This window comes from Kocuria sp. CH-021, assembly GCF_049716185.1.
GTDB classification, from domain to species: Bacteria; Actinomycetota; Actinomycetes; order Actinomycetales; family Micrococcaceae; genus Kocuria; species Kocuria cellulosilytica.
This window is the reverse complement of sequence record NZ_JBNAFK010000013.1, coordinates 110,639-122,521: the sequence shown is the minus strand read 5'-3', so window position 1 is coordinate 122,521 and position 11,883 is coordinate 110,639. Positions and strand designations below refer to the sequence as shown.

At 71.7% G+C, this 11,883-nt stretch carries 10 protein-coding genes and 1 pseudogene; 7 read left to right on the top strand and 4 right to left on the bottom strand.

The genetic code is table 11. The features are described 5' to 3' along the window. Together ACPYN7_RS11900 and ACPYN7_RS11895 are read right to left on the bottom strand one after the other, a co-directional pair. Nucleotides 1-145 (bottom strand): annotated as a pseudogene (locus ACPYN7_RS11900) (creatininase); the annotation flags it as partial. Between the two features lie 178 nt (nucleotides 146-323). Further along, nucleotides 324-983 carry a GntR family transcriptional regulator gene (locus tag ACPYN7_RS11895; protein ID WP_424347792.1) on the bottom strand — a complete coding sequence of 220 codons (660 nt, stop codon included), beginning with the start codon at nucleotides 981-983 and terminating at the stop codon, nucleotides 324-326. 152 nt (nucleotides 984-1,135) lie between these two features. Between ACPYN7_RS11895 and glyA the strand changes: the two genes are divergently transcribed. The 7 genes from glyA to purU are packed head-to-tail and all read left to right on the top strand — an operon-like array spanning nucleotide 1,136 to nucleotide 9,839. Next, nucleotides 1,136-2,443 (top strand): serine hydroxymethyltransferase, encoded by a 1,308-nt coding sequence (glyA, locus tag ACPYN7_RS11890; RefSeq protein ID WP_424347791.1) that lies wholly within the window; start codon nucleotides 1,136-1,138, stop codon nucleotides 2,441-2,443. Beyond that, on the top strand, nucleotides 2,443-3,660 hold the full coding sequence (locus tag ACPYN7_RS11885; RefSeq protein WP_058873010.1) for a sarcosine oxidase subunit beta family protein: 1,218 nt from the start codon (nucleotides 2,443-2,445) through the stop codon (nucleotides 3,658-3,660). The genes glyA and ACPYN7_RS11885 overlap by 1 nt, the downstream gene beginning before the upstream one ends. Nucleotides 3,661-3,674: 14 nt before the next feature. After that, nucleotides 3,675-3,962 carry a sarcosine oxidase subunit delta gene (locus tag ACPYN7_RS11880; protein WP_058873009.1) on the top strand — a complete coding sequence of 96 codons (288 nt, stop codon included), beginning with the start codon at nucleotides 3,675-3,677 and terminating at the stop codon, nucleotides 3,960-3,962. Beyond that, the gene (locus ACPYN7_RS11875; RefSeq protein WP_424347790.1) at nucleotides 3,959-6,874 is read left to right on the top strand and encodes a sarcosine oxidase subunit alpha family protein; all 2,916 of its coding nucleotides are present in this window, start codon (nucleotides 3,959-3,961) and stop codon (nucleotides 6,872-6,874) included. Before ACPYN7_RS11880 ends, ACPYN7_RS11875 begins: the two co-directional genes overlap by 4 nt. Beyond that, nucleotides 6,867-7,544: a sarcosine oxidase subunit gamma gene (locus tag ACPYN7_RS11870; RefSeq protein ID WP_058873007.1), complete on the top strand. Its 678-nt coding sequence runs from the start codon at nucleotides 6,867-6,869 to the stop codon at nucleotides 7,542-7,544. Before ACPYN7_RS11875 ends, ACPYN7_RS11870 begins: the two co-directional genes overlap by 8 nt. Continuing rightward, complete coding sequence (locus tag ACPYN7_RS11865) at nucleotides 7,544-8,944, top strand: L-serine ammonia-lyase (protein WP_058873006.1); 1,401 nt, start codon at nucleotides 7,544-7,546, stop codon at nucleotides 8,942-8,944. Before ACPYN7_RS11870 ends, ACPYN7_RS11865 begins: the two co-directional genes overlap by 1 nt. 22 nt (nucleotides 8,945-8,966) lie before the next feature. Next, on the top strand, nucleotides 8,967-9,839 hold the full coding sequence (gene purU, locus ACPYN7_RS11860) for a formyltetrahydrofolate deformylase (protein WP_058873005.1): 873 nt from the start codon (nucleotides 8,967-8,969) through the stop codon (nucleotides 9,837-9,839). Nucleotides 9,840-9,944: 105 nt separating this feature from the next. On the opposite strand, the gene ACPYN7_RS11855 is transcribed toward purU, so the two are convergent. Both ACPYN7_RS11855 and ACPYN7_RS11850 read right to left on the bottom strand, forming a co-directional pair. Then, entirely contained in the window at nucleotides 9,945-10,625 is a 681-nt protein-coding gene (locus ACPYN7_RS11855; protein ID WP_424347789.1) for an MBL fold metallo-hydrolase, read from the bottom strand. Beyond that, nucleotides 10,622-11,785, bottom strand: coding sequence for an S-(hydroxymethyl)mycothiol dehydrogenase (locus ACPYN7_RS11850; RefSeq protein WP_424347788.1), 1,164 nt, complete (start codon nucleotides 11,783-11,785; stop codon nucleotides 10,622-10,624). The genes ACPYN7_RS11855 and ACPYN7_RS11850 overlap by 4 nt, the downstream gene beginning before the upstream one ends. Nucleotides 11,786-11,883: the final 98 nt, after the last annotated feature.

Sequence of the window (11,883 nt, the reverse complement as noted above, 5' to 3'; positions counted from 1 at the left end):
TTCGGCGCAGCCCGGCCAGGCGGCGCTCGAACTCGGCGTCGGAGAAGGTCAGCTGCTCCTTGACTCCGTTGTGCAGGGTCTTCAGGCGCTCGAGCTCGGCGACGCTGGTCGCGTTCGGGGCGGTGGCGGTGGGCGAGGTGGTCATGTGTCTTCTTCTCCCGAGGTTCAACGAGTTGCGTTTCTTGCAACGCTGTTGCCTCAATGTAAGGAGGATCACAACGGCCGTCAATGGTTCGCCCGCTTTCCCGCTGAGTTCATGTCGTCATGCGCCGCAATGTTGCGTTCAACGCAACTGATCGCCACCGAGACCGTGGAGGGCCGCCTCAGAGGACCTTCCGCACCTGCTCCTCGAAGTCCCGGATGTGCTCGAGCATGATCGTGGCGGCCTCCTGCTCGCGGCCGTCCAGCACCGCGGTGAGCAGGGCCGTGTGGACGGAGATGTGCTCCTGCAGCTGCGGGATCCGGTCGGCGGCCACGCACCAGATGCGGGTGGCCAGATTGCCGTAGCGGGTCAAGGTCGTCTCCAGGTGCGCGTTCCCGGCGGCGGCGTAGACGGCCCGGTGGATGGCCACGTCCCAGCGCAGGGTGTCCTCGCGGTCCTCCGCCGCCGGCTCCTCGAGCTGCTCCCGCAGCCGCTCCAGTCGTTCGCGGGCCGCACCTCCGCGCCGTTCGGCCGCCAGGCGGGCAGCCAGCGGCTCGAGCACCTCGCGCACCTGGGAGATCTCGGACAGCGCGGTGATGTCCACGGTGGTCGCGAACGTGCCCCGGCGCGGATAGGTCACCACGAGGTGCTCCGACTCCAGCCGCTTGAGCGCCTCGCGCAGCGGGGTGCGCCCCACCCCCAGGTCCTCGCTCAGCCGGGCCTCGTTGAGCGGACTGCCGGGCGGGATGTCCAGCAGGATCAGCCGGTCCTGCAGCCGGAGGAAGGCCTGGTCGGCCAGGGAGCGTCCGCTTCCCGCGGTCTCGTCGGTGTGCTGCAGCATGTGGGGCCCTTCCTGCGGCGTGCGTGGCGGGGCCCGAGCGGCGGATGACGACGACAGGAAAAGTCATGCTTGACCAGACGTGGCCCCTGTCACATACTAGGCCTGAACAACTGATATATCAGTTGCACACACAAGACGTTCCAGGAGGGCACATGACCGTGCACGAGGACTCCCCTCTGTACCAGCCGTTGGCCGAGAGCGACCCCGAGGTCGCCGCGGCCGTCGACGCCGAGCTGCGGCGCCAGCAGTCCACGTTGGAGATGATCGCCTCCGAGAACTTCGCGCCCGCCGCGGTCATGGAGGCCCAGGGCTCGGTGCTCACCAACAAGTACGCCGAGGGCTACCCCGGCCGGCGCTACTACGGCGGCTGCGAGCACGTCGACGTCGTCGAGCAGCTGGCCATCGACCGGCTCAAGGCGCTGTTCGGCGCCGAGCACGCCAACGTCCAGCCCCACTCCGGGGCGCAGGCCAACGCCGCCGCCATGTCCGCGCTCCTGGACCCCGGGGACACCATCCTGGGCCTGGACCTCGCCCACGGCGGGCACCTCACGCACGGGATGAAGCTCAACTTCTCCGGCAAGCTCTACAAGGTCGCCGCCTACGGCGTCTCCGAGCAGGACCACCGCATCGACATGGCCGAGGTCGAGCGCCTCGCGCTCGAGCACCGGCCCCGGCTCATCGTCGCCGGCTGGTCGGCCTATCCCCGGCAGCTGGACTTCGCCGCGTTCCGCCGCATCGCCGACGAGGTCGGGGCCTACCTGATGGTGGACATGGCCCACTTCGCCGGACTGGTGGCCGCCGGGCTGCACCCGAACCCCGTGCCCCACGCCGACGTGGTGACCTCCACCACCCACAAGACCCTCGGCGGCCCGCGCGGCGGGGTGATCCTGTGCCGGCAGGAGCTGGCGAAGAAGATCAACTCCGCCGTCTTCCCCGGCCAGCAGGGCGGCCCGCTCGAGCACGTGATCGCCGCCAAGGCCGTGGCCTTCAAGCACGCCGCGACCGAGGAGTTCGCCGACCGCCAGGTGCGCACCCTGGAGGGCGCGAAGATCCTGGCCCACCGGCTGCTGTCCCCCGAGGTCATGGCCACCGGGATCGATCTCGTCAGCGGCGGCACCGACGTGCACCTGGTGCTGGTGGACCTGCGGAACTCCGAGCTCGACGGCCGGCAGGGCGAGGACCGGCTGCACCGCATCGGGATCACGGTCAACCGCAACGCCGTCCCCTTCGACCCGCGCCCGCCGATGGTCTCGTCCGGGCTGCGCATCGGCACCCCGGCCCTCGCCACCCGCGGCTTCGGCGCCGCCGAGTTCACCGAGGTGGCCGACATCATCGCCGAGGCCCTCATCGCCGCCCCCGACGCGGACCTGAGCGCTCTGCGCGACCGCGTCACGGCTCTGGCCGAGCGGTTCCCGCTCTACCCGAACCTGTCCGCCCCCGTCCTGAACGGAGCCCTCTGATGGCTGATCTTCTGCCGGAGCACCCGGACTTCCTGTGGCACAACCCGGACCCGAAGTCCTCCTACGACGCCGTGATCGTCGGCGGCGGCGGGCACGGGCTCGCGACCGCCTACTACCTGGCCAAGAACCACGGCATGACCAACATCGCCGTGCTGGAGCGCGGCTGGCTGGCCGGCGGGAACATGGCCCGGAACACCACGATCATCCGCTCCAACTACCTGTGGGACGAGTCCGCGGCGATGTACGAGCACTCCCTGAAGCTCTGGGAGATCCTGCCCGAGGAGCTGGAGTACGACTTCCTCTTCTCCCAGCGCGGGGTGATGAACCTGGCGCACACCCTGGGCGACGTCCGGGAGTCCGTGCGCCGGGTCAACGCGAACAAGCTCAACGGCATCGACGCGGAGTGGATCAGCCCGGAGCAGGTCAAGGAGCTGTGCCCGATCATCAACATCGGGGACGACATCCGCTACCCGGTGATGGGGGCGACCTACCAGCCGCGCGCCGGCATCGCCAAGCACGACCACGTGGCGTGGGCCTTCGCCCGCAAGTGCGACGAGATGGGCGTGGACATCATCCAGAACTGCGAGGTCAACGGCTTCGTCATGGACGGCGACCGGGTGGTGGGCGTGGAGACCTCCCGCGGGAGGATCAACGCCGGCAAGGTCGGCCTCTGCGGGGCCGGGCACAGCTCCGTCCTGGCGGAGCTCGCCGGGTTCCGGCTGCCGATCCAGTCCCACCCGCTGCAGGCCCTGGTCTCGGAGCTGCACGAGCCCGTGCACCCGACCGTGGTGATGTCCAACCACGTGCACGTCTACGTCTCGCAGGCCCACAAGGGCGAGCTGGTCATGGGCGCCGGCGTGGACGCCTACAACGGCTACGGCCAGCGGGGAGCCTTCCACGTCATCGAGGACCAGATGGCGGCCGCGGTGGAGCTCTTCCCGATCTTCGCCCGCGCCCACGTCCTGCGCACCTGGGGCGGGATCGTGGACGTCACCCTGGACGCCTCGCCGATCGTCTCCAAGACGCCCGTGGACCAGATGTACGTCAACTGCGGCTGGGGCACCGGCGGCTTCAAGGGAACTCCCGGAGCCGGCTACGCCTTCGCCCACACCATCGCCAACGACGAACCCCACCCCCTCAACGAGCCCTTCGCCCTGGAGCGCTTCGAGACCGGGGTCCTCATCGACGAGCACGGCGCCGCCGCCGTGGCCCATTAGGAGGCCGGAACACCATGCTGCTGATCGAGTGCCCCCACTGCGGGCCGCGCGACGAGACCGAGTACCAGTACGGCGGGGAGGCCCACGTGGCCTATCCCGAGGACCCCTCCCAGCTCTCCGACAAGGAGTGGGCGGAGTACCTCTTCTACCGCAACAACCCCAAGGGCCTGATCGCGGAGCGGTGGGCCCACGCCGTCGGCTGCCGCCGCTGGTTCAACGTCGTCCGCGACACCGTGACCTATGAGATCAAGGCCGTCTACAGGATCGGCGAGCCCAAGCCCGAGATCGGAGGCGTCAAGTGAGCGCTCAGTCCCACCGCCTGCCGGCGCAGCAGAGCGCGACCGGCAGCATCGACCGCACCTCGACGGTGCGCTTCACCGTGGACGGACAGGAGTTCACCGGGTACGCCGGTGACACCCTGGCCTCGGCCCTGCTGGCCGCGGGACGCATCCGCTGCGGCGACTCGATGTACCTGGGCCGTCCGCGCGGGATCATGTCCGCCGGCGTGGAGGAGCCCAACGCGCTGGTCAAGGTCGCCGCGCGCACCGAGGCCGACGTGGCCGAGTCCATGCTCCCGGCCACCGCGGTGGAGCTGACCGACGGGCTGGAGGCGTCCTACCTGCGCGGGCTCGGGCAGCTCGACCCGGCCCGGGACGAGGCGATCTACGACCACAAGCACGTGCACACCGACGTCCTCGTCGTCGGCGCCGGGCCCGCGGGCCTCGCCGCGGCCCGGGAGGCCGCGAAGTCGGGGGCCCGGGTCATTCTCGTGGACGAGCAGCCGGAGGCCGGAGGGTCCCTGCTGTCCGGCCGCGACGAGACCGTCGACGGCATGCCCGCCCGTGACTGGGTGGCCGAGACCCTCGCCGCCCTCCGGGAGGCCCCCGAGACCACGGTCCTGCACCGCACCACGGCCTTCGGCAACTACGACAGCAACTACGTCGTCGCCGTCCAGCGGCGCACCGACCACCTGGGCACCGCCCCCGGCGCCGGGGTGTCGCGGGAGCGGATCTGGCACGTGCGGGCGGACCAGGTGGTGCTCGCCACCGGCGCGCACGAGCGGCCGATCGTGTTCACCGACAACGACCGCCCCGGCGTCATGCTCGCCGGCGCGGTGCGCACCTACCTCAACCGCTACGCCGTGGCCGCCGGCACGCGGGTCGTGGCGGCCACCACCAACGACTCCGTCTACGCCGTGGTGGCCGACCTGGTCGCCGCCGGCGTGGACGTCGCGGGCGTGGTCGACTCGCGCCCCGAGCTCACCGCTGCCGCCGAGCGCACCGCCGCCCGCACGGGAGTGCAGGTGTGGACCGGCAGCGCCGTGGTGGAGACCGCCGGTGACGGCGCGGACGGGCGCGTCAGCGCCGTCACGCTCAGCGGGATCGACGAGGACGGCCGGCTGACCGGTCCCACCACGACCGTGGACGCCGACCTGCTGGCGGTCTCCGGCGGCTGGACCCCGGTGGTGCACCTGCACAGCCAGCGGCAGGGCAAGCTGACCTGGAACGACGACCTCGCCGCCTTCGTCCCCGCCCTGCCGGTGCGCGACCAGCAGACCGCCGGATCCGTCAACGGCGTGCTGGACCTGGCCGGATGCCTCGGCCAGGGCGCCCGCGCCGGCGCCGAGGCCGCCTGCCGCGCCGGGTTCGACACCTCGGCCCAGGAGCCGGCCGCCGCCGCGGAGGCCTTCGCCCCGGTCCGGCCGCTGTGGCTGGTTCCCGGGCCCGACGGGGAGCCGTCGGACTGGAGCCGCCACTTCGTGGACTTCCAGCGCGACCAGACGGTCGCCGAGGTGCTGCGCTCGACCGGCGCCGGCATGCGGTCGGTGGAGCACGTCAAGCGCTACACCTCCATCTCCACCGCCAACGACCAGGGCAAGACCTCCGGGGTCAACGCCATCGGCGTCATCGCGGCCGCGCTGAACAGCACCGACGTCGGCGGCATCGGCACCACCACCTACCGCGCCCCCTACACCCCCGTGGCCTTCAAGGCCCTGGCGGGACGGCGGCAGGGTGAGCTCTTCGACCCGGCGCGGCTGACCTCGGTCCACCCCTGGCACGTGGCGCACGGAGCCCTGTTCGAGGACGTCGGGCAGTGGAAGCGGCCCTGGTACTACCCCCAGGCCGGGGAGGACATGGACGCGGCCGTGCTGCGCGAGTGCGCGGCCGTCCGCGGATCGGTGGGGTTCATGGACGCCACCACGCTGGGCAAGATCGAGATCCGGGGCCAGGACGCCGGGGAGTTCCTCAACCGCGTCTACACCAACGCCTTCAAGAAGCTCAAGCCCGGCATGGGCCGCTACGGGGTCATGTGCACCCCCGACGGCATGGTCTTCGACGACGGCGTGACCCTGCGCCTGGACGAGGACCGGTACTTCATGACCACCACCACCGGCGGTGCGGCCAAGGTCCTGGACTGGCTCGAGGAGTGGTCCCAGACCGAGTGGCCGGAGCTGGACGTCACCTTCACGTCCGTGACGGAGCAGTACACCACCGTCGCCGTCGTCGGCCCGAAGTCCCGTGCCGTCATCGCCGCGCTCGCCCCGGACCTGGACGTGTCCAACGAGGCGTTCCCGTTCATGGCCTTCCGCGAGACGGTCCTGGCCTCCGGGGTCCCCGCGCGGATCTGCCGGATCTCGTTCTCCGGGGAGCTGGCCTTCGAGATCAACGTCTCCTCCTGGTACGGGCTCTCCGTCTGGGAGGCCGTCGCGGAGGCCGGCGCCGAGTTCGGGATCACCCCCTACGGCACCGAGACCATGCACGTGCTGCGCGCGGAGAAGGCCTACCCCATCGTGGGGCAGGACACCGACGGCACGGTCACCCCCCAGGACCTGGGGATGGAGTGGGTGGTGTCCAAGACCAAGGACTTCATCGGCAAGCGCTCCTACGACCGCCCGTCCGCCACCAGCCCCGACCGCAAGCAGCTGGTCGCGGTCCTGCCGGTGGACCGGACGTTCCGGCTGCCGGAGGGCGCCCAGCTGGTCGACCACGGCACCCCCATCACCCCGCAGGAGGGCCCCGTGCCGATGGTCGGGCACGTCACCTCCAGCTACCGCAGCGCCGCCCTGGACCGGACCTTCGGTCTCGCCCTGGTCGAGAACGGCCGCAACCGCATCGGTGAGACGCTCCAGGCCCCGCTCGACGGGCAGCTCGTGGACGTCGTCATCGCAGAACCCGTGCTCTACGACCCCGAAGGGAACCGCCGAGATGGCTGAGCAGCTCCTGACCGACACCACCGCCCTGCGCCGCAGCCCGCTGGCCCACCTCGCGCAGCCGATGCACGAGCAGACCGTGACGGGTGAGCGCGGCGTGGCCCTGCGCGAGATCCCCTTCCTGACCATGGTCGGGATCCGGGTGGCGCCGGGCACCCCCGCCGCCGAGGCGGTCGCGGCCGCGGCGGGGATGCCCCTGCCGGCCGGCCACGGCCAGGTCAGCGGCGCCGCCGAGGCCACCGCGATCCTGTGGATCGGCCCCGACGAGTTCCTGCTCGTCGGCCCCGAGGGCGTGGGGCCCGCGGAGATCGGCCCCGCGGGAAGCGACCTCCGCGAGGCGGGCGCCGACGACGCCGGCACCGCCGCCGGGCTGGCCCGGGCCCTCGGGACCGAGCCCGGACAGGCCGTGGACCTGTCCGCCAACCGCACCACGCTCGAGCTGTCCGGGCCCTCGGCCCGCGCCGTGCTCGAGAAGAGCTGCCACCTGGACCTGCACCCGCGGTCCTTCGCGGTCGGCACCGCCGTGGCCACGACCCTGGGCCCGGTGCAGGTGCTGCTGTGGCGGACCGCGGAGCTGACCTGGCGGATCATGCCGCGGTCCTCCTTCGCCGAGTACACCGCCCGGTGGCTGCTCGACGCGATGACGGAGTTCTCGGCTCCCGAGGTGCCCTGATGGCGCTCAGCGTCCTCGACCTGTTCTCCGTGGGCATCGGGCCCTCCTCCTCCCACACGGTGGGCCCGATGCGCGCGGCGGCGCTGTTCGCCGACGGCCTCAGGAGGGACGGCCTCCTGGAGTCCGTGGCCCGGGTGCGCGCCGAGCTGTTCGGCTCCCTGGGCGCGACCGGCCACGGTCACGGCTCCGACAAGGCCGTGATCCTGGGGCTGCAGGGCGCGGACCCGGAGACCGTGGACACCGACACGGCCGACGAGCAGGTGCGGGTCAGCACGGAGCGGGGGCAGCTGTGCCTGGCGGGGACCCACCCGGTCCCCTTCGACCGGCCGAAGGACGTGGTCATGCACCGCCGCAGGTCCCTGCCGGCGCACCCGAACGGCATGACGTTCTTCGCCCACGGGGCGGCCGGCGAGCTGCTGCGGGAGCGGACCTTCTACTCGGTGGGCGGCGGTTTCGTGGTCGACGGTGAGGCCACGGGCGCGGATCGTGTCGTGGCCGACGACACCACGGTGCCGTACCCGTTCACCACCGGAGGCCAGCTCCTCGAGCACTGCCGGCGGGAGGGCATGTCGATCGCCGGGATCATGCTCGCCAACGAGTCCTCCTGGCGCTCCGAGGAGGACACCCGGGCGGCGCTGCTGCACATCTGGGACGTGATGCAGCAGTGCGTGGAGAACGGGTGCACCCGCACCGAGGCCAGGCTGCCCGGCGGGCTGAAGGTCCGCCGCCGGGCACCGGACCTGCGGGCCCGGCTCCGGGAGGCCGAGGCCACCGCGACGGCCACGGGGCGGCCGGTCCCCGACCCGCTGCACGCCATGGAGTGGATCAACCTCTACGCCCTGGCGGTCAACGAGGAGAACGCCTCCGGCGGACGGATCGTCACCGCCCCGACCAACGGCGCCGCCGGCATCATCCCGGCCGTCCTGCACTTCTACACCCGGTTCGTCTCCGGCGCGGACGAGAACGGCGTGGTGGAGTTCCTGCTGACGGCGGCCGCCGTCGGTATCCTGATCAAGGAGAACGCCTCCATCTCGGGCGCGGAGATGGGCTGCCAGGGCGAGGTCGGCTCCGCCTGCTCCATGGCCGCCGCGGGACTGTGCGCGGTGCTGGGCGGGTCCCCCGACCAGGTGGAGAACGCGGCCGAGATCGGCATGGAGCACAACCTCGGCCTGACCTGCGACCCGGTGGGCGGGCTGGTGCAGATCCCCTGCATCGAGCGCAACGCCATCGCGAGCACGAAGGCCGTCAACGCCGCCCGCCTGGCCCTGCACGGCGACGGCGAGCACAGGGTCTCCCTCGACCAGGTCATCAAGACCATGCGGGAGACCGGCAACGACATGAAGATCAAGTACAAGGAGACCTCCCGTGGTGGACTGGCCGTCAACGTCATCGAATGCTGACCAGCGACTCCGGCCGGAGCCGGTGCGCACCGTTCCCGCCACGACGGAACTGGTGCTGACCCTCGACTGCCCCGAGAAGCCGGGGATCGTGCACGCCGTCAGCGGCGTGCTGCTGGAGCACGGCGCCAACATCGTGGAACTGACCCAGTTCGACGACCGCCGGCTCGGGCACTTCTTCATGCGCGTGCACGTGGCCCCGGCCACGGGCGATGGCCTGGACCCGGAGGCCCTCCGGACGGCCCTCGCCCCGGTGGCCGAGCGGTTCGGCATGCGCTGGGAGCTCAACGAGCACGGGGCCAAGCGGCGCGTGCTCGTGATGGTCTCGAAGTTCGGCCACTGCCTCAACGACCTGCTCTTCCGGGCCCGGACGGGGGACCTGCCGGTGGACATCGTCGCGGTGGTCTCCAACCACCGGGACCACCAGCGACTGGTCGAGTGGCACGGCATCCCGTTCTTCCACGTGCCCGTCACCCCGGACACCAAGCCGGCCGCCGAGGCGCGCCTGCTGGAGCTCGTGGACCGCTTCGAGGTGGACCTCGTGGTCCTGGCCCGCTACATGCAGGTGCTCAGCGACTCGCTGGCCACCCGGATGGAGGGCCGGGTGATCAACATCCACCACTCGTTCCTGCCCAGCTTCAAGGGCGCCAAGCCGTACCACCAGGCCTACGAGCGCGGCGTGAAGACCGTGGGCGCCACGGCGCACTACGTCAACGCCGAGCTCGACGAGGGCCCGATCATCGCCCAGCAGCTCGTGGACGTGGACCACACCCACGGCCCGGAGGACCTCGTCGCCGCCGGCCGCGACACCGAGTGCAAGGCCCTGTCCAACGCCGTGAAGTGGCACTGCGAGGGCCGCGTCATCCTGCACGGCAACCGGACGGTCGTCCTGCGCTGAGCCGCCCCCGGGACCGATGACGACCGATCCCCCGCGGAGGCTCTCGCCTCCGCGGGGGATCGGTCGTTCCGCTCCGGGCGCTCACCCGGACCGGCCTCCTCCTGTTCAGTGACCGCGGTCGATCCACTCCTGCAGGTGGGGCGCCTCCGCGCCGATCGTGGTGGGGTCCCCGTGGCCGGTGAGCACCTCCGTGGACTCCGGCAGGACGAGCAGCCGCTCCCGGATGGAGTCCACGATCGTGGGGAAGTCCGAGTACGAGCGGCCGGTGGCGCCGGGACCGCCCTGGAAGAGGGTGTCCCCGGAGAACAGCACCCCGCCCTCCCCCAGGCCCGGTGCCCAGAAGCACACCGAGCCGGGCGAGTGGCCGGGGGTGTGCAGTGCGGTCAGGCGCACCCCGCCCACCGTCCAGACGTCTCCGTCGCGGATGATGCGGTCGAAACGACGGGCCGGATGGACCTGTTCCCAGAGCATCGTGTCGTCCGGGTGCAGGTGCACCGGGGCCCGCAGCTGCTCGGCGACCTCGGCGACGGCGCGGATGTGGTCGTCGTGGCCGTGGGTGAGCAGGATGGCCGCCACGGCCCGGCCGCCCACGGCGTCCACGACCTTCTGCGGGTCGTGGGCCGGGTCGATGACCAGGCACTGCTCGTCGTCGCCCGCGATCCAGACGTTGTTCTCGACCTCCCAGGTGCCGCCGTCCAGGGAGAATGTCCCGGCGGTCACCAGGTGCTCGACCCGGACCCGGCCCGAGGCGTCGGTGCGCTGCTGGGCGGCCTGCCGCGCGGTCATCGGACCGCTCCGGCCGGTGCGGCCGCACCGGTCTCCGCGCCGCGCTCCTCCGCGCCGGTCCCGGCACGGTCCAGTTCCACGACGGAGCGCAGGACGGTGCCGGCCTTCATCTTCGCGAAGGCCTCCTCGACGTCGCCCAGGCCGATCCGCTCGGTGACGAACCCGTCCAGGTCCAGCCGGCCCAGCCGGTACTGGTCCACCAGCATCGGGAAGTCCCTCGACGGCAGGGTGTCGCCGTACCAGGCGGACCTGATCGAACCGCCGCGGCCGAACACCTCGTCCAGCGGGATCTCCCACGTGGTCCCCGGGGCCGGCACGCCCACCAGGACCATCCGCCCCGCCAGGTCACGGGCCTCGAAGGCCTGCTTGAAGGTCGGCGCGATGCCCACCGCGTCGATCACCAGATCGGCGCCGAACCCGCCCGTGAGCTCCCGGATCGCCTCCACCGGGTCGGAGTTCCGGGAGTTGACGGTGTGGGTGGCACCGAACTTCTGCGCGGTGGCCAGCTTCTCGTCGTCGAGGTCCACGGCGACGATCGTGGTCGCCCCGGCCAGGGCGGCCCCGGCGATCGCGGCCGCCCCGACGCCCCCGCAGCCGATCACGGCCACGGACTCCCCGCGCTGGACGGCACCCGTGTTGAGCACGGCACCGATCCCGGCCATCACCCCGCAGCCGAGCAGCCCGACGGCCGCGTACTGGTGCGGCTCGAGGTCGGCCTCGATCTTGGTGCACTGACCCGCCGCGACCAGGGTCTTCTCCGCGAACGAGCCGATGCCCAGGGCCGGGGACAGCGGGGTGCCGTCCTCCAGGGTCATCTTCTGGGTGGCGTTGTGGGTGGCGAAGCAGTACCAGGGCTCGCCCCTGCGGCAGGCCCGGCACTGCCCGCACACCGCGCGCCAGTTCAGGATCACGTGGTCGCCCACGGCGACCTCCGTCACGCCCTCACCGACCGCCGAGACGACGCCCGAGGACTCGTGGCCGAGCAGGAACGGGTAGTCGTCGCCGACCCCGCCCTCGACGTAGTGGTGGTCGGTCTGGCACACCCCGCAGGTGAGCACGTCCACCAGCGCCTCCCCGGGACCCGGGTCGGGCACCAGGATGGTCTCCACGCTGACGGGCTGGTTCTTGCCCTTCGACACCACGCCTTTGACCTTGTGCATGCTGGAACTGCCTTTCGTCGTCGTCGGCACCGGGAACGGTGCTCGATCACAGAAGTCGTACTGGGGAGTCCCGGGGTCGGGACCAGGGGCCGCGGCCG

Bases quoted from the DNA above. Each gene is read 5' to 3' on its own strand.
- ACPYN7_RS11895 (WP_424347792.1), bottom strand. From the start codon at position 983: ATGCTGCAGCACACCGACGAGACCGCGGGAAGCGGACGCTCCCTGGCC.
- ACPYN7_RS11870 (WP_058873007.1), top strand. From the start codon at position 6,867: ATGGCTGAGCAGCTCCTGACCGACACCACCGCCCTGCGCCGCAGCCCG.
- ACPYN7_RS11855 (WP_424347789.1), bottom strand. From the start codon at position 10,625: ATGACCGCGCGGCAGGCCGCCCAGCAGCGCACCGACGCCTCGGGCCGG.
- ACPYN7_RS11885 (WP_058873010.1), top strand. From the start codon at position 2,443: ATGGCTGATCTTCTGCCGGAGCACCCGGACTTCCTGTGGCACAACCCG.
- ACPYN7_RS11880 (WP_058873009.1), top strand. From the start codon at position 3,675: ATGCTGCTGATCGAGTGCCCCCACTGCGGGCCGCGCGACGAGACCGAG.
- ACPYN7_RS11850 (WP_424347788.1), bottom strand. From the start codon at position 11,785: ATGCACAAGGTCAAAGGCGTGGTGTCGAAGGGCAAGAACCAGCCCGTC.
- ACPYN7_RS11865 (WP_058873006.1), top strand. From the start codon at position 7,544: ATGGCGCTCAGCGTCCTCGACCTGTTCTCCGTGGGCATCGGGCCCTCC.
- glyA (WP_424347791.1), top strand. From the start codon at position 1,136: ATGACCGTGCACGAGGACTCCCCTCTGTACCAGCCGTTGGCCGAGAGC.